General features: G+C 67.4%; 24 protein-coding genes. 15 read left to right on the top strand and 9 right to left on the bottom strand.

All coding sequences use genetic code 11. The features are described from left to right. Positions 1–59 precede the first annotated feature (59 nt). From BM009_RS15100 to BM009_RS15080, 5 genes are all read left to right on the top strand, one after another. On the top strand, positions 60–1,235 hold the full coding sequence (locus BM009_RS15100; RefSeq protein ID WP_093297483.1) for a M23 family metallopeptidase: 1,176 nt from the start codon (positions 60–62) through the stop codon (positions 1,233–1,235). Between the two features lie 40 nt (positions 1,236–1,275). Next, positions 1,276–1,620, top strand: coding sequence for an iron-sulfur cluster insertion protein ErpA (gene erpA / locus BM009_RS15095; protein WP_093297482.1), 345 nt, complete (start codon positions 1,276–1,278; stop codon positions 1,618–1,620). Between the two features lie 10 nt (positions 1,621–1,630). Continuing rightward, entirely contained in the window at positions 1,631–2,401 is a 771-nt protein-coding gene (gene xth / locus BM009_RS15090; protein ID WP_093297481.1) for an exodeoxyribonuclease III, read from the top strand. 221 nt (positions 2,402–2,622) lie between these two features. Next, entirely contained in the window at positions 2,623–2,901 is a 279-nt protein-coding gene (locus BM009_RS15085; RefSeq protein ID WP_093297479.1) for a hypothetical protein, read from the top strand. A gap of 93 nt (positions 2,902–2,994) precedes the next feature. Beyond that, positions 2,995–3,258, top strand: a complete 264-nt coding sequence (locus BM009_RS15080) for a hypothetical protein (RefSeq protein WP_093297478.1) — start codon at positions 2,995–2,997, stop codon at positions 3,256–3,258. Between the two features lie 49 nt (positions 3,259–3,307). Here the strand turns inward: BM009_RS15080 and BM009_RS15075 are convergent, their stop codons facing one another. Beyond that, positions 3,308–4,465 carry an N-acetyltransferase gene (locus tag BM009_RS15075; protein ID WP_093297476.1) on the bottom strand — a complete coding sequence of 386 codons (1,158 nt, stop codon included), beginning with the start codon at positions 4,463–4,465 and terminating at the stop codon, positions 3,308–3,310. Positions 4,466–4,615: 150 nt separating this feature from the next. Between BM009_RS15075 and BM009_RS15070 the strand changes: the two genes are divergently transcribed. Both BM009_RS15070 and BM009_RS15065 read left to right on the top strand, forming a co-directional pair. Beyond that, a complete protein-coding gene (locus tag BM009_RS15070; protein ID WP_093297475.1) occupies positions 4,616–5,722 on the top strand; it encodes a fatty acid desaturase family protein in 1,107 nt (368 codons plus the stop codon). A gap of 125 nt (positions 5,723–5,847) precedes the next feature. Next, positions 5,848–6,633: a polysaccharide deacetylase family protein gene (locus BM009_RS15065; protein WP_093297473.1), complete on the top strand. Its 786-nt coding sequence runs from the start codon at positions 5,848–5,850 to the stop codon at positions 6,631–6,633. Between the two features lie 6 nt (positions 6,634–6,639). Here BM009_RS15065 and BM009_RS15060 read toward each other — a convergent pair whose 3' ends face one another. Genes BM009_RS15060 through lptF form a run of 3 tightly spaced genes read right to left on the bottom strand, consistent with a single transcriptional unit; the run spans position 6,640 to position 10,072 of the window. Continuing rightward, positions 6,640–7,728 (bottom strand): hypothetical protein, encoded by a 1,089-nt coding sequence (locus BM009_RS15060; protein WP_093297472.1) that lies wholly within the window; start codon positions 7,726–7,728, stop codon positions 6,640–6,642. Between the two features lie 38 nt (positions 7,729–7,766). Continuing rightward, positions 7,767–8,864: an LPS export ABC transporter permease LptG gene (gene lptG / locus BM009_RS15055; RefSeq protein ID WP_093297470.1), complete on the bottom strand. Its 1,098-nt coding sequence runs from the start codon at positions 8,862–8,864 to the stop codon at positions 7,767–7,769. Next, positions 8,861–10,072, bottom strand: a complete 1,212-nt coding sequence (gene lptF / locus BM009_RS15050) for an LPS export ABC transporter permease LptF (RefSeq protein ID WP_175488051.1) — start codon at positions 10,070–10,072, stop codon at positions 8,861–8,863. Before lptF ends, lptG begins: the two co-directional genes overlap by 4 nt. A gap of 191 nt (positions 10,073–10,263) precedes the next feature. Between lptF and obgE the strand changes: the two genes are divergently transcribed. The 8 genes from obgE (at position 10,264) to BM009_RS15010 (ending at position 19,333) form a co-directional block, all read left to right on the top strand. Beyond that, entirely contained in the window at positions 10,264–11,319 is a 1,056-nt protein-coding gene (gene obgE / locus BM009_RS15045) for a GTPase ObgE (protein ID WP_093297468.1), read from the top strand. A 51-nt stretch (positions 11,320–11,370) separates the two neighbouring features. Further along, positions 11,371–12,111 (top strand): suppressor of fused domain protein, encoded by a 741-nt coding sequence (locus tag BM009_RS15040; protein ID WP_093297466.1) that lies wholly within the window; start codon positions 11,371–11,373, stop codon positions 12,109–12,111. 42 nt (positions 12,112–12,153) lie between these two features. Then, complete coding sequence (gene proB / locus BM009_RS15035) at positions 12,154–13,299, top strand: glutamate 5-kinase (protein WP_093297814.1); 1,146 nt, start codon at positions 12,154–12,156, stop codon at positions 13,297–13,299. Continuing rightward, complete coding sequence (locus BM009_RS15030; RefSeq protein ID WP_093297465.1) at positions 13,296–14,201, top strand: NAD-dependent epimerase/dehydratase family protein; 906 nt, start codon at positions 13,296–13,298, stop codon at positions 14,199–14,201. Before proB ends, BM009_RS15030 begins: the two co-directional genes overlap by 4 nt. A 35-nt stretch (positions 14,202–14,236) precedes the next feature. Continuing rightward, positions 14,237–15,790, top strand: coding sequence for a hypothetical protein (locus BM009_RS15025; RefSeq protein ID WP_093297463.1), 1,554 nt, complete (start codon positions 14,237–14,239; stop codon positions 15,788–15,790). An 83-nt stretch (positions 15,791–15,873) separates the two neighbouring features. Continuing rightward, a complete protein-coding gene (locus tag BM009_RS15020) occupies positions 15,874–16,116 on the top strand; it encodes an acyl carrier protein (RefSeq protein WP_066720263.1) in 243 nt (80 codons plus the stop codon). Positions 16,117–16,121: 5 nt separating this feature from the next. Next, positions 16,122–17,324: a serine palmitoyltransferase gene (locus BM009_RS15015; RefSeq protein ID WP_175488050.1), complete on the top strand. Its 1,203-nt coding sequence runs from the start codon at positions 16,122–16,124 to the stop codon at positions 17,322–17,324. Positions 17,325–17,368: 44 nt separating this feature from the next. Next, positions 17,369–19,333 (top strand): ATP-binding protein, encoded by a 1,965-nt coding sequence (locus BM009_RS15010; RefSeq protein ID WP_093297462.1) that lies wholly within the window; start codon positions 17,369–17,371, stop codon positions 19,331–19,333. 59 nt (positions 19,334–19,392) lie between these two features. Here the strand turns inward: BM009_RS15010 and BM009_RS15005 are convergent, their stop codons facing one another. The 5 genes from BM009_RS15005 to hspQ form a co-directional block, all read right to left on the bottom strand. After that, positions 19,393–19,980 (bottom strand): TetR/AcrR family transcriptional regulator, encoded by a 588-nt coding sequence (locus BM009_RS15005; RefSeq protein WP_254772305.1) that lies wholly within the window; start codon positions 19,978–19,980, stop codon positions 19,393–19,395. A gap of 205 nt (positions 19,981–20,185) precedes the next feature. Next, on the bottom strand, positions 20,186–20,731 hold the full coding sequence (locus BM009_RS15000; protein WP_093297810.1) for a GNAT family N-acetyltransferase: 546 nt from the start codon (positions 20,729–20,731) through the stop codon (positions 20,186–20,188). Positions 20,732–20,905: 174 nt separating this feature from the next. Then, positions 20,906–21,175 carry a 50S ribosomal protein L27 gene (gene rpmA / locus BM009_RS14995; RefSeq protein WP_064313800.1) on the bottom strand — a complete coding sequence of 90 codons (270 nt, stop codon included), beginning with the start codon at positions 21,173–21,175 and terminating at the stop codon, positions 20,906–20,908. A gap of 30 nt (positions 21,176–21,205) precedes the next feature. Beyond that, positions 21,206–21,511, bottom strand: a complete 306-nt coding sequence (gene rplU, locus BM009_RS14990; RefSeq protein WP_064313799.1) for a 50S ribosomal protein L21 — start codon at positions 21,509–21,511, stop codon at positions 21,206–21,208. Positions 21,512–21,647: 136 nt separating this feature from the next. After that, positions 21,648–22,028 (bottom strand): heat shock protein HspQ, encoded by a 381-nt coding sequence (gene hspQ / locus BM009_RS14985; protein WP_093297460.1) that lies wholly within the window; start codon positions 22,026–22,028, stop codon positions 21,648–21,650. Positions 22,029–22,108: the final 80 nt, after the last annotated feature.

Here is a 22,108-nt window from a genome sequence, read left to right as displayed (position 1 = left end):
ATCCTGAAGTAGAATGTCGGGTCGCACCGGCTTCGCTTCCATGAATGCGCCGGGGACTCATGGCTGTACCGTCTGAACGCAAGAACGACGAATTCGCACGCAAGTTCCGGGACTTCTTCACCACCCGTGATGTGATTCTCCACGAAGGCGGCAAGCTGCGCCGCTTCAGCGTGGGCGGCCGTTCGCAGGCGCTGTTCGCCACTGCTGCAACGCTGACCGTGCTCTTCTCCGGCTATGGCATGTCGCAGGCGATGGCCGGCGCGATCTCCTACACCGCGCCGGTGGCAGGCTCGCCCGAGGCGCAGGTCGCCGCGATGCGTGCCGAGGTTGCCCGGATGCGCGCCGAAGTCGCCGCTGCCAAGGATGCCGCCAAGCTCCAGGCCGCCAAGATCGAGCAGCGCCAGGCGGTGCTGAACGCGGTCGTCTCGGGCAAGGCCGATCGCTCGGTGCTCGAAGCCGATCTCAAGGCCTTGCCCCAGCAGACCAGCGCGCTCACCGACGAGATCGTCGCGCCGCTGCGCAAGGTCGAGGCGCGCCAGGTCGCGCTGGCTGCACAGGCACAGAAGGTCGGCGAGGCGCGCGTGCGCCAGGCCGCCGCCCGCATCCAGCATCTCGGCCTCGCGCCCAATCGCTTCGTCAAGGTGAACGTCGCCATGGGCGGCCCGTACGAGCCGGTCAGCGACGAGGACGCGGCTGCCGCGACCACTGCCGACGCCGATGCCCAGTTCCGCTCGCTGTTCGAGACCTGGAAGAAGCTCGACTCGATCGAATCGAGCACCATTTCGATCCCGTCGATGCAGCCGGTGCAGCATGTCAGCTTCACCTCGCACTATGGCGTCCGTTCGGATCCGTTCCGCGGCACCGCGGCGATGCATGCCGGTGTCGACATTCCCGGCCAGATGGGCACGCCGATCTACGCGACCGCGGACGGCATCGTCTCGCATGCCGGCCGCCAGGGCGGTTATGGCAACCTCGTCGAGATCAACCATGGTCGCGGAATGGAGACGCGCTACGGCCATCTCTCGAAGATTCTGGTTGCGGACAATACCCGCGTCCATCGCGGCCAGATCATCGGCCTGATGGGCTCGACCGGCCGCTCGACCGGCACGCACCTCCATTACGAGGTCCGTCTCGACGGCCGCGCGATCAATCCGATCCCGTTCATCCAGTCAGGCGAATATATCGCGCAGGCTCCGGTGGCGGGCGGCGTCGGCGGTCCGCGCGGCCAGCGCTGAGCGCATTGCCGGACGGGCATGGGCGCATTATCTGACGCCCATGACGACGACCATCGACCAGTCCGCCATCGCACTGACGCCCGCCGCCGCGGCGCGCGTCGCCGCGATCGCCGCCAAGCAGGCCAAGCCCGCGATCCTGCGGCTTTCGGTGGAAGGCGGCGGCTGTTCGGGTTTCCAGTATCGCTTCGGCCTGGCCGAGGGGGTGGAGGCCGATGACAGCGTCGCCGAAGTGGATGGCGTGCGGCTGGTGGTCGACTCGGTCAGCCTGGACCTAGTGCGTGGCGCGCAGGTGGATTTCATCGACAATCTCGGCGGCGCGCATTTCGCGGTGACCAACCCCAATGCGGCATCCGGTTGCGGTTGCGGCACCAGCTTCTCGATCTGAGCGCAGCCCTTTGAAAATCGTCAGCTACAACGTCAACGGCATCAAGGCGCGGATCGACCGCCTGGTCGAGTATCTCACCGAGCAGCAGCCGGACATCGTGTGCCTGCAGGAGTTGAAGAGCTCCGACGACACGCTGCCGGTCGCCGCGATCGAGGCCGCCGGCTACGGCGCGGTGTGGCACGGCCAGAAGGGCTTCAACGGCGTCGCGATCCTCGCCAAGGGCCAGCAGCCGGTCGAGCGCCAGCGCGGCCTCGCGGGCGATCCCGAGGATGCCCATAGCCGCTATATCGAGGCCGAGGTCGGCGACCTGATCATCGGCGGGCTGTATCTGCCCAACGGCAATCCGCAGCCCGGGCCGAAGTTCGACTACAAGCTGCGCTGGATGGACCGGCTCTACGATCGTGCGGCGCAGCTGCTCGCGGAGGAGCGGCCGGCGATCCTGGCGGGCGATTTCAACGTCATCCCCAATGACGACGATACCTTCTCGGTCCGCGCCATGGCCGAGGACGCGCTGATGCAGCCGGAATCGCGCGAGCGCTACCGGAAGCTGCTCGCGCAGGGCTGGACCGATGCGCTGCGCACGCGCTTCCCCAAGGGCGGTGTGTGGACCTTCTGGGACTATCAGGCGGGCGCCTGGCAGCGCGACGCGGGTTTCCGCATCGACCATCTGCTGCTCAGCCCGCAGGCGGCGGACCGCTTCACCGGCGCCGGCGTCGACAAGGACTATCGCGGCCGGGAAAAGGCCAGCGACCATGCGCCGACCTGGGTGACGCTGCGCTAGGGCGCGTCGAATCCGATCTTTGCGTTCGGCTTGGCATCGCGATTGGTGGAAAGTGCCAAGCTTTGGCGTGACGTGCTGTTGTATAGCGCTATTACACTACAATGAATATCGCTAAGTAGTTGAAAAACAAGCATCCGTGAAACTGGCACGGCTCCTGCAAAACACTTGGGTACCGGCGGAAACGAAGGAGCGTCGGATCCCTAAGTCCACAGGAGCCTGACATGACCACGTATCGCACCCCCAAATTCCTCGGCCTGATCCCCGCCGCCGTGCTGCTCGCCACGACGCTGACGGCCGCGGCCTCCGCGCAGGCGGCACCGGATCCGGAAGCGACTCCCGTCGCCGCAAAGAAGGACATCAGCACGCTGAACCGGACCGCGCGCAAGCTGGTCTGGTGCGTCGAGCGCAAGGCGGCGGACGGCACCGACAAGAAGACCAAGGAGTGCAAGACCCGCGAGGCCTGGATCCGCGAGGGCAACGATCCTTTCCACGAATATTGATCACCCGGCAGCGACCGACATCGCAATACCTCGAACAACCCCCGCATCGCGTGCGGCGGAACGATCCCGCACGCCATTTCCAGGAGAAGCAACATGACCAATTTCGCTCGTACTGCTCGTATCGGCGCCACCCTGTTCGGCGCCTGCGCGCTGATCGCCGTCGCCGCCGTTCCGGCCAGCGCCGCCCCCGACAAGGACAAGCGCGTCGACAGCACGGCGAAGACGGAAGCCGGCTCGGTGCGCGTTTGCGTGCAGCCGGAAGTGGTCACCGGCAGCCACATCGCACGGCCGCGCCAGTGCAAGACGCGCGATCAGTGGATCAAGGACACCGGCATCGATCCGCTGGCGCGGCGCTGAGGCTGGGTCGGCAGCGGGCGGCAAGCACCGCCCGCTGCCACCTTCGCGATCAGAGTGCCTTCTGGTAGATCAGATATTCGCGATTGATCTTGCTTTCGATCGCGTCGGCGATGGCGATCATCCCCTGGTTGTCGTCGAGGATCCAGCCGATCTCGCCCCGGCTCGCGCCGTAATTGGCGACCGAGGCGCGACGGATATATTCGATCATCATGAAGGCCAGCTGGCTCGCCATGCGCGAGCTCTGCAGGCGCTTCACCACCCCCATCAGCGGCACCCGCATCGTCCGCGCCTTGGGCTTGCGCAGCCACAGCAGCAGCTTGGCCCAGCCGAACGGCAGCAGCGAACCCTTGAGCGGCTTCAGCGGCTCGTTGAGGTCGGGCAGGGTGACCATGAACGCCACCGGCTCGCCATCATATTCGGCGATGCGGATCAGGTCGTTGAACACCAAGGGCTTCAGCTTCTTGCCGACATCGTCCACCTCGGGCTGGGTGAGCGGCACGAAGCCCCAATTGTCGCCCCAGGCATCGTTGAGGATGGCGAGGATGATCGCCGCTTCCTCGGCGAACTTGGCCTTGTTGACCTCGCGGATGCGGATGCGGGCATTCTTCTCGCCGGCGGCGACGATGCGCTGCACGATCGGCGGGAATTCCTTGCTGATGTCCAGCTCATAGGTGACGATCTTCTTGGCCGGGCCATAGCCCTGCGCCTCGATCCAGCCCTGGTAGCGCGCCGGATGGTGGCCCATCAGCACCGTCGGCGAATGGTCATGGCCCTTCACCAGCAGGCCGGGCTCTTCCCAGATCGACAGGCTGACCGGGCCGAGCGCCTTGGTCATGCCCTTGGCGCGCAGCCAGTCCTCGGCCTGCGCGATCACCGCGGCGGCGACCTCCTGATCCTCCGCCTCGAACAGGCCCCAGAAGCCGGTGCCGGGGCCGAAGCCCTGCTCGGGCGGCATCTGCAGCGCCAGCGTGTCGATATGCGCGGAGATGCGGCCGACGACCTTGCCGCCGCGCTCGGCGAGGAACAGCTGCGCCTCGGCATGGCTGAACCAGCCATTCTTCTTCGGATCGATCGTGCCCGCCACTTCGTCGCGCAGCGGCGCGACCCAATTGGGATCGTCGCCGTTCAGGCGATAGGCGAGTTCGATGAAAGCCTTGGTGTCGGCCTTGCCCAAAACGGGCCGGACCTTGAGATCGGCACTAGCCACGCGGAGTCCCCCAGAAATTCTTGATACGGCGCAATGCAGTCTTGCGTCCGGAGGCGCCTGTCAAGCCATACGCGGCAGTGCAGCGCCTTGCCCCTTCCGGGCCCTGTAATGCCACCTTGTAGCCACTATCTAAGGCCAATGGCATCACCTATGACCCAATCGCTAGCCTTCGATCATCCGGACGCCCCGGACGCCGAAATCTCGGCGACGATTGCGCGCATCCGGCTGTCGGGCGTTCCCGACGACCGCGCGATGCTGCGCGCCGCCGCGGAGCTGACCCGCGATCTCCACACGCCCAACAAGGCGATGTACTGGACCGACTGCTTCCTTTCCGCGGCGATCGGCTATGCCGGCATGGCGACCGCGATGTTCGCGGCCTCGCCCTGGGTGGCGGTGATCGGCGGCATCATCGCGGTGCTCGCGCTGTACCGTGCCGAGCTGTTCATCCACGAGATCACCCATCTCAAGCATTCGCTGCTGCCGGGCTTCCGCACCGCGTGGAACGCGTTCGTCGGCGTGCCGCTGCTGCTGCCCTCGTTCATGTATGAGGGCATCCACACGATCCACCATGCCCGCACCCGCTACGGCACCGATCAGGATCCGGAATATCTGCCGCTCGCGCTGATGAAGCCGTGGACGCTGCCGCTGTTCCTGCTCGTGTCGGTGCTGATGCCGATCGGGCTGCTGCTCCGCTTCGCGGTGCTGGCGCCGCTGTCGCTCTTCTCGCCGAAGCTGCGCCGTCTCGTCGTGGCGCGCTATTCGGGGCTGCAGATCAACCCGAAGTTCGAGCGCCGCGCGCCCGAGGGCGAGTTCCGTCGCCAGTGGTTCTGGCAGGAACTGGGCGCGAGCCTGTTCGCGATCACGCTGATCGGCATCACCGTGGCGGGCATCCTGCCGCTGCGTGCCTTCCTCGCCTACATTGCGATCGTCGCCTGCTCGGCGGTGATCAACCAGGTCCGCACGCTGGTCGCGCACCTGTGGGAGAATGAGGGCGAGCCGCTGACGGTGACCGCCCAGTATCTCGACAGCGTCAACGTGCCCGAGCCGGGCTTGCTGCCCTATCTCTGGGCGCCGGTGGGCCTGCGCTACCACGCGCTGCACCACCTGCTGCCGGCGGTGCCCTACCATGCGCTTGGCGAGGCACATCGCCGTCTGGCCGCGGCGGTCGGGCCGGAATCGGCCTATCACAAGGCCAATTACCCGACGCTCTCGGGGCTGGTGGTGAAGCTTGCACAGGGCACGATGCGCCAGCGCTGACCGGCGCGGGCAACGGGCAAGGGGCCGGGCACCGGGCGGTGCGCCGGCCCTTTTCTTTTTCGGCGCGGTCCCTTGCGCGCACCCGCTCCCGGGCTAGGCTGTCGCCAGGATCGGAGGAGAGGGTGATGCAGCGGCTTTTCGCAGCGGCGATGCTTTGCGCGTGGATGGCCTTGCCGGCGACGGCGCAGACGCGCTGGCCGAACGGCGCCAGGGCGGCGGTGGTGCTCACCTATGACGACGCACTCGATTCGCAGCTCGATCACGCCATACCGGCGCTCGACGCCGCCGGGATGAAGGGCAGCTTCTTCCTCGCCAATGTGAAGGAAGCCGATGTCGATCGCTGGCGCGCGGCGGCGATGGACGGCCACGAGCTCGCCAATCACACGATCTTCCACCCCTGCACGCACGACGTCTATCCCGCCGATCCGCGCTATGTGAGCGAGGCCTATACGATCACCAGCATGCTCCGCGAGATCGCCCAGCAGAACGTGCTGCTCCGCGCGCTGGACGGCAAGGACCGCCACGGCTTCGCCACCCCCTGCGGACAGAGCCTGGCGGGCGGCAAGGACTATCTGGAGGACCTGCGCAAGGCGGGCACGGTCACCTATGTGCGCGGCGTGGTCGACACGCCTGCGGACGCCCGCGCCGATGTTGCCAAGGCCGATCCCATGCACGTGCCGGCGCGCGGCTTCGGCGAAGGCGCGACGGCGGCGAAGATGATCGCCTATGCTCGCGAAGCCGAGCAGGGCGGCGGCTGGGCGGTGTTCCTGTTCCACGGTGTCGGCGGGGACTATCAGGCGGTGCCCGATGCCGAGCACCGCGCCTTCATCGCCTGGCTGGCCCAGCATCGCCGCGAGCTGTGGGTGACGACGCTGCAGGGTGCGCTCGACTGGGCGAAGGCGCACCCCTGAAGTGCACTACGGCCGCTCGCCCGGCTTCAGCCCCAGCGCAGACCAGGGGAGGATCGCCCAGTCCGGTGCATCGCAGGCGCGCTGCACCCGGGCGAAATAGGCGCCGAGCCACAGGCCCTTTTCGGAGAGCGCCCAGCCGGGGAAGTCCCACACGTCGGGATCCGAATAGTCGCAGCCGTCCTCGTCACCCTCGGCCGGCTTTGCCATCTCGTCGGGATGGTAGCGCTTGAGCAGTGCCACCACGGCCGGCGCAAAGCGCTTGCTGCGATAGCTGTACCAGGCGTCGCTCTCCTCCGCGGGAACCGGTGTCGATCCGAAATGGAGCAGGTCGTCCAGCTTGAGTTCGCGGCCGGTGCGCATGTCGAAGCTATGGCCAGCGGTGGCGAAGTCCGGATGTGCGGTGCCTGCGCAGCTCCAGCTCGCACTCCACACATAGCTCATATGGTTCGTGCCCAGCCAGGGCTTCTGCGCCTCCGAGACGTCGGTGCCGGGGCCGCCCTCATAACCGGTGCAGGCGAACCATGCCGACACGTCCTGCCACTGGTTGCGGGTGAGCGCATGGTCGACCGCCGCCAGCGCAGGCGCGGCATAGCCGCTCTCGATGCGGAACAGGCGGATGCCGGACAGCGGTTCGCGATACCAGCGGATCGTCTTGCCGTTGATCGTCTCTGCCTGCAGCGGGGTGAGCTGGAGGCCGGTGAGGTGCCAGCGCTCATAGGCGTTCAGCTTGGGCGGGAGATCGGCGGGGAGCCCCTCCGGCGCCCCCGCCGGACGCAGGCTGACCGGCAGGCGCTTGGCCTTGGCGGTGGTCAGCGTGCCGCCGAGCGTCGCGCCGCTGCGGGTCAGATGCAGCTTGTCGCCGGTCACCCGCGATTCGAGATCGAGCGTCTGGCCGCGGACGCTGCCCGAGAGGTCGATGTCGAGCCGCCTGGTGAGATAGAAATACTGGCCGAATATCTCGGCCTTGTCCTCGCTGAGCATCATCACGATCCGCGCCGTGCCGACGGTGCCCTGGTAGACCTGCTCCGGCGCGGCCCAGGCGACGGTGGGGAGCAGCACGGTAGCGGCAAGGAAGCAGGCGGTAGGTCGGACCATTGCGAAAGGCCTCAGGCGGTGGTTGCCGCCTGCATAGCCTATTCCTCGGTCCGCAGCAGCACCGCTTCGCCGATCATCAGGAACAGCAGGAACGGCGCCCAAGCGGCGAGGAAGGGCGGGTAGGCGCCCAGATTGCCCATCGCCAGCGCGAAATTGTCCGCGACGAAATAGAGGAAGCCCAGCGCCATGCCGATCACCACGCGGACGAACAGCTTGCCCGAGCGCGCCAGACCGAACGCCGAAACGGCGCCGAGCAGCGGCATCAGGAAGGCCGAAAGCGGCCCCGACAGCTTGTGCCACAGCGAGCCTTCCAGCGCCTTGGTCGGCCGGCCGGCGGCTTTCAACTCGCCGATCGCAACGCTGAGCTCGCCGAACGAGCTGGAGTTCGGATCGACATGGGCGAGGGTGAACTGGTCCGGCCGCACACCTTGCCCGATGATCGTGTCGGGGACCGGAGTCAGCGTGGCGCTTGCCACGTCGAAGCGCTTGACGTTGTCGACCCGCCAGCCATCGCCCGCGCGCGCGCCGTGCTTGGCGGTGAGGATCGATACGAGCGAGCCCTTGTTCCGCTGGTAGACGGTGATGTCGTACAGATGGGCGGCTTCGCCCTTGCCCTTAATCTGCTGGACGTTGATCAGATTGCCGTTCGCCTGCACCCACACATTGGCGCGGTCGCCGCGATCGACCGGCAGCGGCGCGAACTCCACCTTCTTCCACTGCTCCAGCGTGGAGGTGGCGCGGCTGACGATGCGGTCGTTGAACGCGAAGGACAGGCCGGCGACGACGAGGCCCGAGAGCATCAGCGGCGCCAGCACCTGGTGGGCCGAGAGCCCGCCCGACTTGAGCGCGATGATCTCGCTGTTCTGGTTGAGCTGGGCGAGCGTGAAGATCGCGCCGCCCAGCACCGAATAGGGCAGGAAGGTCGAGATGATCTGCGGCACCCGCAGCGTGGCATAGTGCAGGATCTGCGCGTTGCCGTTGCCCGGATAGGCCAGGATGCCCGCGCTTTCGGTCAGCAGGTCGAGCGAGGTCAGCACCAGCACCAGCGCGCCGAGCAACGCGAAGGTGCGGAACACGAACAGCTTCGCCATGTAGAGCGAGACGGTCGGCGAGGGGAACAGGCCGCGCAGGCTCATCGTGCCGCCTCCGCCTTGCGGCGCCGTCGCTTGGCCCCGGGCAACAGCCGGCCGATCAGCTTGCCGATCTTGGCGAAGACGCGCTCCAGCGCGCCGATCGGCTGCCCGCCGGGCACATAGGCGACGGTATAGTACATCCAGACGGTAAGCCCCGCGAAGATCGAGAACGGCACCCATAGCGCGATGATCGGATCGATCAGCCCCAGGCTGCCCACGCCCTGCGCATATTCGTTCACCTTGTGATAGGTAACGATCATCAGGATCGACAGGAACACGCCGAGCATCGAGGTGGAGCGCTTGGGCGGGATCGCCAGCGCCACCGCCAGCATCGGCAGCAGGAACATCGTCGTAACTTCCGCCATGCGATAGTGGAAGGCCGAACGGCTGGTCTCGCGATCGATCTCGTTCGCCGAGCGGTTGCGGCCGATCACCGCCAGCTCGGGCAACGTGCGCTCGATATTGCTGTCGCCGCGCTTGCGGAACTGCTCATATTTGGGGAGCGGGATCGGCAGATTGTGGGTGGTGAAGGTCAGCACCCGCGGCACCGGCGAACTCTTGTCGTAATGGACGAGCGTGCCGTTGGTCAGCCGGAAAATGATCGTGTCGGGATCGTCCGAGCGAAGGAACTGGCCCTTCTGCGCGGTCACCGCCAGCGGCGTGCCGTCCTTGTTGGTCATCTCGACGAAGATGCCGCGCAGGTCGCGGCCCTCGTCCTGGCTCGACTCGATCCGCAGCGTCATCTTCGAGCCGAAGCTGGTGAACTCGCCGACCTTGATCGAGGCGCCGAGCGCACCCGAGCGCAGCTCGAAGCGGAGCTGCTCGTAATTGTAGCGCGAGGTCGGCTGGACGAAGCCGACGATCGCGAAGTTCACCGCCGCCAGCACGATCGCGTACATATAGGGCACGCGCAGCAGGCGGGTGTAGCTGACGCCCACGGCGCGCAGCACGTCGAGCTCGGACGAAGTCGCGAGGCGGCGGAAGGCGAGCAGCACGCCGAGCATCAGCCCGATCGGGATGCCGAGGCCGAGATATTCCGGGAGCAGGTTGGCGAGCATGCGCCACACCACGCTCACCGGACCGCCCTCGGTCGCGACGAACTCGAACAGCCGCAACATGCGATCGAGCACGAGCAGCATCGCGGAGATGATCAGGGTGGAGATCAGCGGCACCGCGATCAGCCGCGCCATGTAGCGATCGATCGAATTCATGCTGTTCGCTGAACGTCCTTCAGAGCTGGGATCCTTGCGCCCCTGAAACGGAAAACGGGCGGAAACGATCCGGTCGCGTATAGCCGTGCTGAACGCCGATGCCACCCGGAAAGTGTCATGCCGTTAGCCACATTGCCGGCAAGGGTGCTGCCGGGGGTGACGAAATTGCGCCGAACGTATATGGGCCCGCGATGCATTTCCTCGATCAAGCCAAGATTTTCGTCCGCTCGGGTGCCGGCGGACCCGGTGCCGTGAGCTTCCGCCGTGAAAAGTTCATCGAATATGGCGGCCCAGACGGCGGCAATGGCGGCAAGGGCGGCGACATTATCTTTGAAGCCGTTGCCGGCCTGAATACGCTGATCGACTTCCGCTACACCCAGCATTTCCGGGCGCCGCGCGGCAGCGGCGGTTCGGGTTCGAACCGCACCGGCCCCGGCGGCGACGACCTGGTGATCAAGGTGCCGATCGGCACCCAGATCCTCGCCGACGACGACGAGCGCACGCTGCTGGCCGACCTCACCAAGGAAGGCCAGCGCATCGTCTTCCTGCGCGGCGGCGACGGCGGCCGCGGCAATGCGACCTACAAGACCTCGACCAACCGCGCGCCCCGCCAGCACGGCACCGGCTGGCCGAGCGAGGAAGCCTGGGTCTGGCTGCGGCTCAAGCTGCTCGCCGATGCCGGGCTGGTGGGCCTCCCCAACGCCGGCAAGTCGACCTTCATCAACGCGGTGACCAACGCGCAGGCCAAGGTGGGCGAATATGCCTTCACCACCACGCGTCCCCAGCTGGGCGTGGTGCGCCACAAGCAGCGCGAGTTCGTGATCGCCGACATTCCCGGCCTGATCGAAGGTGCGGCGGACGGCGCCGGCATCGGCGACCGTTTCCTCGGCCATATCGAGCGCTGCCGCGTGCTGCTCCACCTGATCGACGCCAATGACGAGGACGTGGCGACCAGCTACCGCATCGTCCGCGACGAACTGGAAGCGTACGGCGCCGGGCTGTCGGACAAGCCGACGGTGATCGCGCTCAACAAGATCGATACGCTCGACGACGAACTGATCGCGGCGCTCTCCGCCGAGCTCGAAGAGGCGAGCGGCGCGCAAGTCATTCCGCTGTCCGGCGCGGCCGGCACCGGGGTCGACTGGGTACTCGACCAGTTGCTCGAAATCATCGGCCCGAACGAGAACCGGGCGGCTGACGAAACCGCCGAAGATGGTGAAGAAGCCGTTCAATGGTCGCCGGTCTGACGCATTTCTAGTTCAACGCTGCCCGTCTGATTCCTTTCGGGAGAGACGCGGATGGGTGCGTTCGGCTGGTTGCGTGGGCTATTTGGTGCGAAGGTGCAGGCGGTCAGCCGACCTGAGCCACACCGAGTCGCCAGCGTTGCCGAACGCTCGGCCGAAGCGCGCGGGCTTTTCTGGTCGGCGCTGGGGCCGGCGAGCGATCGCATCCTCTCCTCCGCGCCGGCCGGTTCGCTCTGGCCGGGCGGGCACGAGGCGTACCGACTGATCCACCGCGGCAGCGCGATCCTGCTGGCGACCGACGGGCTGTCCGATCCGTTCGACGAGAGTGCCACCGCCAACGGCTTCGAGATCGAGCTGTTCGTCGAAGGACCGGGCGAGGGCGCGCCGGCGCAGGTCGCGGGTGACGGCTGGATGCTCGAGGTGCTGCGGCGGGTGGCGGCGATCGTCGCCGAGGAGCAGGGCATCCTCCGCCCGCTCGAACGCCATGGCCCGATCCCGCTCGAACTCACCAACGTCTCCAGCTCGGCGGCGATCGCGGCGCGGCTGCCGGCGCATTTCCTCACCGCCGACGACGTGCTGGGCGTGATGATCGGCGGGCCCGAGCCCGATTTCGACACGCGGATCGAGGACATGCCGCTCTCGCCCGTCCGCGCGGTGCCCGTGGTGCTGCTCACCGCCGCCGAGCTCGGCGAGATCCGCGCCGGCGACAGCGACACGCGCGACGCGGTGATCGCGCGGCTGAAGGCGACCGGTGTCGGCCATTGCAGCGACCTCCAGCGCGAATCGATCGTCTGATCGGCTTGGCAGATGCCGAACCGCACCGCTAAGAGCGCGGCCATGTCCGCGATCGCCCGCCATGCCGACGCCATCGGCTTCAGCCCCTCGACCTGCGGCCGGCTGGTCGTGAAGGTGGGCTCCTCGTTGCTCGTCGATGGCGAGGGGCAGATCCGCCGCGACTGGCTGGCGGCGCTGGCTGCCGATCTCGGCACGCGGGCGCGCGAGGGGCAGCAGCTCGTCATCGTCTCCTCGGGCGCGATCGCGCTCGGCGCCCGCCGGCTCAAGCTGCCCAAGGGCGGCCGAGCGAGCCTGGAGGATGCGCAGGCCGCCGCTGCCACCGGCCAGATCGCGCTGTCGAGCATCTGGGCTGAGCTGCTCCACGACCAGGGCATGACCGCCGCGCAGATACTGGTGACGCTCGACGATCTCGAGGACCGCCGCCGCTACCTCAACGTCTCGGCGACGCTCGACCGGTTGCTGCGGCTGGGGGTGGTGCCGGTGATCAACGAGAATGATTCGGTCGCGACCGAGGAAATCCGCTTCGGCGACAATGACCGGCTCGCCGCGCGGGTGGCGAGCGCTGCCAATGCCGAGGGCGTGGTGCTGCTGTCCGACGTCGACGGGCTCTACACCGCCAATCCCAACACCAATGCCGATGCGCAGCTGATCGAGCTGGTCGACGTGATCGACGAGCGGATCGAGGCGATGGCCGATCGCGGCTCCGCTTCGGGCATGGGATCGGGCGGCATGGTCTCCAAGATCGAGGCGGCGCGGATCGCGACCAGCGCGGGCGCGCATCTCGCCATCGCGGATGGCCGGGTGGAGCATCCGCTCACCCGGCTGGCGACGACGCGGCGCGGTACCTTGTTCCTGGGGCAGAAGGGCGCGGCGGCACGCAAGGCCTGGCTGCGCGGTGGGCTCACCGCCAAGGGCGCGATCCATATCGACGAGGGCGCAGCGCAGGCGCTCAAGGAAGGCCGCAGCCTGCTTTCGGCTGGGGCGACTCGCGTCGAGGGCCGCTTCGCGCGCGGGGACCTCGTGGTGGTGGTCGGGCCGGACGGAAAGCATCTGGCCCGCGGGCTGGCCGAATATGGCCATGTCGATGCCTCGCGCATCGTCGGGCGGCGCAGCGAAGAGCTGGTCGGGATCCTCGGCTATGCTCCGCGTGCCGCGCTGGTCCACCGCAGCCACATGGCGCTGCTGTGAGCGTGTTCGCCGTCACCGGGGGCACCGGATTCGTCGGATCGCGGCTGATCGAGCTTGCGCTGGAGGCCGGGCATCAGGTGCGTGCGCTCACCCGCCGCGACCAGCCGGCGCGCGACGGCGTCACCTGGATTCGCGGCGACCTCGACGCCACGGCAGCGCTGGCCGCGCTGTGCACCGGCGCGGATGCGGTGATCCATGTCGCCGGGGTGGTCAACGCGCCTGACCGCGACGGCTTCGCGCACGGCAACATCACCGGCACCGCCAACATGCTCGCGGCGACCAGGCAGGCAGGCGTGCGCCGCTACGTCCATGTCTCCTCGCTGGCCAGCCGCGAGCCCGAGCTTTCGGCCTATGGCTGGTCCAAGGGCGAGGCCGACAAGCTCGTCCGCGCCTCCGGGCTCGACTGGACCATCGTCCGTCCGCCGGCGATCTATGGTCCCGGCGACCTGGAGATGCTCGAGCTGTTCCGCGTCGCGCGCTTCGGCCTCGCGCTGCTGCCGTCGGGTGGCCGCATCTCGGTGATCGAGGTCAGCGACCTCGGCCGCCTGCTGCTCGCGCTCGCCGCGGCGGACCGCTTCCCCGGCGAGATCGATCCCGATGACGGCCGGGCAGGGGGCTGGACCCATCCCGAGTTCGCCCGCGCGATCGGCCGCGCGGTGGGACGCAAGGTGCTCGCATTGTCGCTGCCCAAGGCGGTGCTGATGGCGGGCGCCTATGTCGACCGGGCGCTGCGGGGCAAGCGCGCCAAGCTCACCCCCGATCGCGTCTCCTATTTCTGCCATCCCGACTGGGTGGCCGATCCGGCGCATCGGGCGCCCGCCAATCTGTGGGTGCCGCAGGTGGAGACGGAGACGGGGCTGGTCGAGACCGCGCGCTGGTATCGCGCCAAGGACCTGCTCTGAGCCCAAGCGGCGCTTAACCATTCTATAAAGGGGGCATGTGGAACGCCCCGATCAAGCTCATCCTCTGGGACCTCGACGACACGCTTTGGCGCGGCACGCTGGCTGACGGCGATGCGGTGGCGCTGTTCGAGCCGCGCGCCGAGATGGTCCGCGCCTTCAACGCGCGCGGCGTGGTCTCCTCGATCTGCTCGAAGAACGACTTCGACGCGGCCAAGGCCCGGCTGGAGGCGTTCGGGCTGTGGGACGAGTTTGTCTTTCCCCACATTGCCTTCACCCCCAAGGCCGAGGCGATCCGCGGCATCATCGCCGACATGCAGCTGCGCGCGGTCAACGTCCTCTTCATCGACGACAACCCGCACAATCTCGCCGAAGTGCGCCATGCGATGCCAGAGATCCAGGCGCTGGACGCTACCGCGCCCGATGCCGACGACCAACTCGCCGGCCTGCTCGCACTCCAGACCGGTACCCGCAGCCGCGTCGCCGAGTACCGCATCTTGGAGGCCAAAAAGCGCGATCGCAGCGCGGTGGCGGGCCAGTCCAACGAGGCCTTCCTGCGCGCCTCGGGCCTCTGCGCCTGCGCGCCGTTCATCATGGACAACCTCGAGTTCGTGCCGCGCATCGCCGAACTGATCAACCGCGCCAACCAGCTCAACTACACCCAGTCGCGCGTCGATCCTGCCCAGCTCGAGGCGGACATCATCAATGTCACCCGCCACGACAGCTGGTCGATCTTCGCCTGGGACAAATATGGCCGCTACGGGCTGGTCGGCTTCGTGATGTACGACCGGATCGACCAGAAGCTGGTACATTTCACCTTCTCGTGCCGCGCGATGCACATGGGGCTGGAGGAATATGCGCTGGGCAAGATCCGGGTGAACTGGCCGCATGCCGATTTCAGCGCGCTCGACGGCCGGTTCAGCCGCGTGACTCCCGACTGGATCGAGGATCACGGCTTCGACGAGCCCGAGGTACGCGCCGCCATCCGCGCCGAACTCAGCGGCCAGCCGGCGGGCGAGGCGGGGATCCGCATCATGTTCGACTGCCAGTCCGGCGGCATCGCGCATTACAGCCAGTATCGCCCGGCGATCGACTTCGACAACAACCCGCGCCTCTTCGCGCTGCGGATGATGGACGACGACAGCTACAAGGCGCAGCACTTCCCGCCCTTCCTCGTCTACGGCGCCACCGTCGACTATCTGGACAATCGCTGGCCGGGCAAGTGGCACCTGCTGGAACGCGGGGTCTACCAGAAGTGCGTGCTGCGGCTGTGCGTCCACCTGATCGAGAACGATCTGCGCATGCTAGTGGTGCTGCCGCCCGAGGACGCGCCGATCGAGAAATATCGCCTGGGCCTCAACCACTCGCCCGAGCGGTGCCGGCTGTTCAACGCGATCTGGCGGCAGGTGGCACGCGAGAATCCCGGCCGCATCTTCGTCCTCGAAGTACCGGACCTGCTCGACAGCTATGACGAGATGGCGGACGTGACCCATTTCCACCCCGGCCTGCTCCAGAAGATCGCCGACCAGATGGACCTGTGGGTGCACGGCGTGCTCACTGCAGGCAGCGCGGATGCGGCGGCGGCGGCCTGACCTTTGGGGTACTGCCCCGCCACGGGCCCGGTTTCGCCGCATTCGCTTGGCACCTGCGGCCGATCAATCTAAGGACCGGCCGCATGACTGACCGTGCAGAAATCTTCGACATCGTCGCCGCGCAGATCGAGCCCTTCAACAAGAAGGGCGTCGCGCTTTCCGAAACCACCACCTTCGCGGGCGATCTCGAATGGGACAGCCTGACGGTGATGGATTTCGTCGCCGCGATCGAGGACGAGTTCGACATCGTCATCACCATGAACATGCAGGCCGAGATCGAGAATGTCGGCCAGCTGGTCGACGCCGTGCAGAAGCTCAAGGGCTGACCGTCATGACCGACCTGATGAGCAAGTTCGACGGCCTGATCGCCGAGCGCCAGGCGCTGCTCGACAGCGGCGTGATCGATCCGTTCGCGATCGTGATGGAGCAGGTCAAGTCGCCGACCGAGGCGGTGATCAAGGGCAAGGACACGATCCTGCTCGGCACCTACAACTATATGGGCATGACGTTCGATCCGGACGTGATCCAGGCCGGCAAGGACGCGCTCGACCAGTTCGGCTCGGGCACCAATGGCAGCCGCATGCTCAACGGCACCTTCCGCGATCATATGGAAGTCGAGCAGGCGCTGCGGGACTTCTACGGCGTGTCGGGCGCGATCGTGTTCTCCACCGGCTATATGGCCAATCTGGGCATGCTCTCGACGCTCGCCGGCAAGGGCGAGTACATCATCCTCGACGCCGACAGCCACGCCTCGATCTATGACGGCTGCAAGCAGGGCAATGCCGAGATCGTCCGCTTCCGCCACAATGACGTGACCGACCTCGACAAGCGCCTCGGCCGCCTGCCGGCCGAAGCGGGCAAGCTCGTGGTGCTGGAGGGCGTCTATTCGATGCTCGGCGACATCGCGCCGCTCAAGGAGATGGTCGCCGTCGCCAAGAAGCACGGCGCGATGGTGCTGGTAGACGAGGCACATTCGATGGGCTTTTTCGGCCCCAACGGCCGCGGCGTGTACGAGGATCAGGGGCTGGAAGCGGATGTCGATTTCGTCGTCGGCACCTTCTCCAAGTCGGTCGGCACCGTCGGCGGCTTCTGCATCTCGAGCCACCCGAAGTTCGAGGCGATCCGGCTGGCCTGCCGCCCGTACATCTTCACCGCCTCGCTGCCGCCCAGCGTCGTGGCGACCGCGGCGACCTCGATCCGCAAGCTGATGACCGCGCACGAGAAGCGCGCCCGGCTGTGGGAAAATGCCCGTGCGTTGCATGGCGGCCTCACCGAAATGGGCTTCAAGCTCGGCACCGAAAAGCCCGAAAGCGCGATCGTGGCGGTGATCCTGGAGGACCAGGAACAGGCGGTGATGATGTGGCAGGCGCTCCTCGAGAACGGCCTCTACGTCAACATGGCGCGTCCGCCCGCGACTCCGGCCGGCACCTTCCTGCTGCGCTGTTCGCTCTGCGCCGAGCATCGGCCGGAACAGATCGAGCGGGTGCTGGGCATGTTCCGTGCGGCCGGCCAGGCCGTGGGGGTCATCGCCTAACCGGCCTTTTCACTTTCGTCCCAAGCGCCTAGAGTCGGGTCCGGATGAGCGAAGCGATCCCGTCTCTGGAGCGTTCGGTTCACGCGAAGAACTGGCGCCTGGTCCTGCTGGGTGCCCTGGCGGTGGCCGGGGTGCTCGTGCTCGGCGCGCTCATCCTGATCCAGCAGCGCACCGATCTGGAACGTGATCGTGCGATCGCGCTCCAGCAGCACAGCTTCGAAGTGATCCTGCGCGCCAACCAGCTCGCTGGCGGGATTGCCTCGGCGGAGGCGGCGCTGGGGCGCTATGTGGTGAGCGCGGACCGCAATCTCGGCCAGCAGTATAGCGATCAATGGGGCAAGGCCGGCGAACAGCTCCAGCGGCTGCGCCAGCTGACCGGCGACAACCCGACACTGTTTGCCCAGGTCCGCCAACTCAAGCAGGCGTTCAACGAACGCGGCAAGGAGCTGGACGCGACCGCGCTCTACACCACCTTCAAGCGCAACAACGACGCGTACGGCGCCTATTACCAGGTCCGCGAGAGCCCGGCGCGCAAGCAGGTGGAAGCGATCCTCGACGACATCGTCGAGCAGGAACGGCGGCTGCTGCGCGACCGCACCCGCGCGGCGGCGCAGCTGATCGAGAACAGCAGCTATGCCTCGCGCGTGCTCAGCGGCTTCGGCCTGGTGATCGCGCTGGGCGCGGTGGTGTTCGGCTGGCTGGCGATCGAGGCGCAGGGCGACCGCGCGCTCGCCGATGCCGATGCCGCCTGGGAGCGCGAGCGGACCGGGCAATTGCGCGAAGCCGTCGCTGCCGCCACCGCCCAGCTGCGCGAGGAAGCGCGCGAGCGCGAGGTTGCGGAGGCCAAGCTCCGCCAGGCGCAGAAGATGGACGCGGTGGGCCAGCTCACCGGCGGCATCGCGCATGATTTCAACAACATGCTGGCGGTGGTGCTGGGCGGGGTGGAACTGGCGCGCCGCCAGATCGAAAGCGATCCCCGCGAGGCCGCGCGCCATCTCGACAACGCAATGGAGGGCGCCCACCGCGCCGCCGCACTGACCCGCCAGCTGCTCGCCTTCTCGCGCTCCGAATCGCTGGCGCCCGAGCCGGTCGATGCCGGCGCGCTGATTCGCGGCATGCGTGACCTGCTCGATCGCACGCTGGGCGACGCGATCCGGGTCGAGGCGCAGGACCGCGGCATGGGCTGGCGGATCTGGGTCGATCGTCACCAGCTCGAAAATGCGGTGCTGAATCTCGCGGTCAACGCGCGCGATGCGATGAACGGACGCGGCACGCTGGTGATCACCACCGGCGAATCGCGGCTGGCGGCGAACGAAGTGGGGCATTGCGCGGCCGGCGATTATGTCTCGGTCGCGGTGCGTGACGATGGCTGTGGCATGACGCCCGACGTGCTGGAGCGCGTGTTCGAGCCCTTCTTCACCACCAAGCCGGTGGGCAAGGGCACGGGCCTCGGGCTCAGCCAGATCTTCGGCTTCGTCCGACAGTCGGGCGGCGGCATCGCGATCGAGACCGCGCCCGATGCGGGCACCACGGTCACCCTGTACCTGCCGCGCTACAAGGGCGCGCTCACCGGGGCTGCCACACTGCCGGTCGCGATTGAGCCGACCGAGGAGAAGGCGGGCGACAGCTACGACATCCTCGTCGTGGAGGACGACCCGCGCGTGCTGGCCGCGACGCTGGCGGCATTGCGCGAACTCGGCCACCGCGCGGTCGGCTGCGCCGATCCGCTGCATGCCCCCGCCGCGATCAAGTCGATGGCCTCGCTCCATCTCGTGATGACCGACGTGCTGATGCCGGGCCAGACCGGACCGGAGATGATCGCCAGCGTCGAGGCGACGTTGACGGGGGTGGCGGTGCTGTTCGTCACCGGCTTCACCGGCGAGGCAAGCGCCGAGCAGCTCCGCGATCGCCCGGTGCTGCGCAAGCCGTTCACCGTCGCGGCACTGTCGCGCGCGGTGCGCGAGGCGGTGGCGGGCGAGGCCCAGCGGATGGGGCAGGCGGCGGAGTAGGCGCGCGGCTGGCGCGGACATCGTCGATCGCCTTGCGCTGCCTTGCGCGAGTGCCGCGGTTACTCTGTTGCCTCGATCCGCGCGCGCAGCATCGTCGCCGCCAGCTCGCGCGCCTTGTCGCGGGGCAGGCCCAGCGCGCGGGCCATGGGGGCGCCGAGCAGCGCGTCGCCCAGCGCCATCAGGGTGAGTTGCAGCGTCTCCTCCCGCAGGGGTGCGCGGGCGTCCTCGCCTTCGCTGATCCGGTCGACCAGCCGGTGGATCGCCTCCAGGATCGGATCGAGCGCATCCTGGTTGCCGGTTAGCAGCATCCAGCTGGCCAGCGCGCCGGCGCCTTCGCGATCGAACGCGTCGAAGGTGAGGTTCACCACTTCGCGCAGGTCATGGTCGGTGGTCCGCGCACGCAGCACCGCTTCGCCGATCTTGGCGGTCACCGCCTCGGCCATGCTCGCTGCCAGCGCCTTTTGCAGCCCCGCGGCCGAACCGAAGTGGTGGAGGAGGTTGGCATGCGTCCGCCCGATCCGCGCGGAGACCGCCTTGAGCGTCACCGCCTGCGGCCCGTCCTCGATCAGCAGCGCGCGGGCGGCCTCGAGCGCGGCATCGCGCGATTCTTCGGGGGAGAGGCGCCGGCGCACCGCGTTGGTGGTCAAGCTGTTGGCCTTGTGTCCATATGTTGCCGGCTTAGTCGAGCTTGGGCGCGGGGGGAAGCGCTGCACCTGATCCTCCCCCGCCAGGGGGAGGTGGCGCCGGAGGCGACGGAGGGGGAGGTGCGCAGCCAATTGGCGGCAGGGCTTCCTCCCCCTCCGACAGGCGGCGCCTGACACCTCCCCCTGGCGGGGGAGGATGGAGGGCGGATCACGCCGCGAGGCGGGGTTGGGGGCCCGGTCGGCAGTCTTCGGCGTCGAGGTCGAGCTCGAAGCCGATGCACGCCATCTCGCAGCCGCGCCCCTTGGACCAGACCGGCGCGACCGTGCCGGTCGGCTGAAAGCCCAGCTTGCGCAGGACGCGCCCCGAGGCGGGGTTGTCGACGGCGTGGCGCGACGTCACCCGGCGGATGCCGGCGGCCCGTGCCGCGGCGAGCGCGCCGCGCGCCGCTTCGGTTGCATAGCCCTTGCCCCAGGCGGAGGGCGTGAACCAATAACCGAGCTCATGCTGCGCGTCCCCGACGCCGTCGATGCCGACGCAGCCGATCAGCGCGACGCTGCCGCCCTGGTGCTCGAACACCAGGAATCGCGTGTCGGTCCAATGCTGGAGGAAGGTTTCCGCCGCTTCGATCGAATAGGGCCAGGGCACGCGCGACAGGTTGCGCACGACGGCCTCGTGATCGATCGCCCGGGCCAGGGCAGGGGCGTCCTCGAGCCAGCCGGGACGTAACGTCAATCTCTGGGTCCGCACGAACATGACCACCACTCCTCGGTCCTGCAGCTCCCCACGCCGTTTCCATGGCGTGCGGGTGTTGCGCTGCGATTGCAGGGAGCATGAAAAAAGGGAGACCGGGGCGACCCGTCTCCCTTTTTCGGTTGGTTCATCCGAACCCGGGTCGCCCTGGTGGGCAACCCGAGCGGTCACCCGATGTTATTCGGCTGCCTCGGCAATCATGTCTACGGAGCAGAACTTGCGACCAAGCTTGCCTTCCTTGAACGACACGCGGCCTTCGACGAGCGCGAAAAGGGTATGGTCCTTGCCCATGCCCACGTTCACGCCCGGGTAGAATTTGGTGCCGCGCTGACGCACGAGGATGTTGCCGGCGAGAACCGTCTCGCCGCCGAACTTCTTCACGCCAAGACGGCGGCCAGCAGAGTCGCGACCGTTGCGGGACGAGCCGCCTGCCTTCTTATGTGCCATTGTCTATACTCCTCGTGTCTCGTCAGTCGCTTACTTGGCCGCGCCAATAGCAGTGATCTTGAGGATCGTGTGCTGCTGGCGATGGCCGTTCTTGCGGCGATAGTTGTGACGACGACGCTTCTTGAAGACGATGACCTTCTCGCCCTTCGCCTGCGCGACGATTTCGGCAGAAACGGTCAGGCCGTCGGTAGCCTTAAGCTCGCCGCCTTCGCCGGCCAGCAGGACGTCGCCCAGCGTCACCGACGAACCGGCTTCGCCGTCGAGCTTCTCGACGACGATCTTGTCTCCTGCGGCAACGCGATACTGCTTGCCGCCCGTGCGCACGATAGCGAACATCGGTCTCTTCTCTGGTTCAAATGCATGTGCCCGCCAAGGTTGCACCTCGGCAGGAGGAAGGGCGCAACTATGCGAGGGGGGCAGGAATGTCAACCGTTCCGCAAGACGAAACAGCGATTTTCCGAGTCACCGCGCCTTAGTGGCGATGATTCGGCTTCAGCCGGTAGCGACCCGCATCGAAGCTGTCGAAAAGCCCGCTGATTCCGGGATGGTCGACCGGCTCGTCGCTGTCGTCGGCCACCAGATTCTGCTGGCTGACATAGGCGATATAGGTCGAATCGGCATTCTCGGCGAGCAGATGGTAGAAGGGCTGGTCCTTGGCCGGCCGCATGTCGACGGGAATCGAATCATACCATTCGTCGCTGTTCGCGAAGACCGGATCGACATCGAAGATCACGCCGCGGAAATCGAGCAGGCGGTGGCGCACCACGTCGCCGATGGCGAAACGCGCGCTGGCGATCGGCGGCATCGGCGTGCCCGAGTCGATGGAAAGAAGCGAACCATTGGTTTCTGACATGGCACCAATCTAGGGTTGCGGACGCGCAACGGCAACGGTGGCGCGGCCCGGCGTTCCCGATGCGGGAGGGGGCGGGGTGG

The sequence above is a fragment of the Sphingomonas sp. NFR04 genome, assembly GCF_900114095.1.
Taxonomy (GTDB): Bacteria; Pseudomonadota; Alphaproteobacteria; order Sphingomonadales; family Sphingomonadaceae; genus Sphingomonas.
Note: the sequence above shows the minus strand (reverse complement) of the source record. Positions and strands in the feature narration are given on the sequence as shown.

Bases quoted from the DNA above. Each gene is read 5' to 3' on its own strand.
- BM009_RS15100 (WP_093297483.1), top strand. From the start codon at position 60: ATGGCTGTACCGTCTGAACGCAAGAACGACGAATTCGCACGCAAGTTC.
- erpA (WP_093297482.1), top strand. From the start codon at position 1,276: ATGACGACGACCATCGACCAGTCCGCCATCGCACTGACGCCCGCCGCC.
- BM009_RS15085 (WP_093297479.1), top strand. From the start codon at position 2,623: ATGACCACGTATCGCACCCCCAAATTCCTCGGCCTGATCCCCGCCGCC.
- BM009_RS15080 (WP_093297478.1), top strand. From the start codon at position 2,995: ATGACCAATTTCGCTCGTACTGCTCGTATCGGCGCCACCCTGTTCGGC.
- BM009_RS15070 (WP_093297475.1), top strand. From the start codon at position 4,616: ATGACCCAATCGCTAGCCTTCGATCATCCGGACGCCCCGGACGCCGAA.
- BM009_RS15065 (WP_093297473.1), top strand. From the start codon at position 5,848: ATGCAGCGGCTTTTCGCAGCGGCGATGCTTTGCGCGTGGATGGCCTTG.
- BM009_RS15060 (WP_093297472.1), bottom strand. From the start codon at position 7,728: ATGGTCCGACCTACCGCCTGCTTCCTTGCCGCTACCGTGCTGCTCCCC.
- lptG (WP_093297470.1), bottom strand. From the start codon at position 8,864: ATGAGCCTGCGCGGCCTGTTCCCCTCGCCGACCGTCTCGCTCTACATG.
- lptF (WP_175488051.1), bottom strand. From the start codon at position 10,072: ATGAATTCGATCGATCGCTACATGGCGCGGCTGATCGCGGTGCCGCTG.
- obgE (WP_093297468.1), top strand. From the start codon at position 10,264: ATGCATTTCCTCGATCAAGCCAAGATTTTCGTCCGCTCGGGTGCCGGC.
- BM009_RS15040 (WP_093297466.1), top strand. From the start codon at position 11,371: ATGGGTGCGTTCGGCTGGTTGCGTGGGCTATTTGGTGCGAAGGTGCAG.
- proB (WP_093297814.1), top strand. From the start codon at position 12,154: ATGTCCGCGATCGCCCGCCATGCCGACGCCATCGGCTTCAGCCCCTCG.
- BM009_RS15025 (WP_093297463.1), top strand. From the start codon at position 14,237: ATGTGGAACGCCCCGATCAAGCTCATCCTCTGGGACCTCGACGACACG.
- BM009_RS15020 (WP_066720263.1), top strand. From the start codon at position 15,874: ATGACTGACCGTGCAGAAATCTTCGACATCGTCGCCGCGCAGATCGAG.
- BM009_RS15015 (WP_175488050.1), top strand. From the start codon at position 16,122: ATGACCGACCTGATGAGCAAGTTCGACGGCCTGATCGCCGAGCGCCAG.
- BM009_RS15010 (WP_093297462.1), top strand. From the start codon at position 17,369: ATGAGCGAAGCGATCCCGTCTCTGGAGCGTTCGGTTCACGCGAAGAAC.
- BM009_RS15000 (WP_093297810.1), bottom strand. From the start codon at position 20,731: ATGTTCGTGCGGACCCAGAGATTGACGTTACGTCCCGGCTGGCTCGAG.
- rpmA (WP_064313800.1), bottom strand. From the start codon at position 21,175: ATGGCACATAAGAAGGCAGGCGGCTCGTCCCGCAACGGTCGCGACTCT.
- rplU (WP_064313799.1), bottom strand. From the start codon at position 21,511: ATGTTCGCTATCGTGCGCACGGGCGGCAAGCAGTATCGCGTTGCCGCA.
- hspQ (WP_093297460.1), bottom strand. From the start codon at position 22,028: ATGTCAGAAACCAATGGTTCGCTTCTTTCCATCGACTCGGGCACGCCG.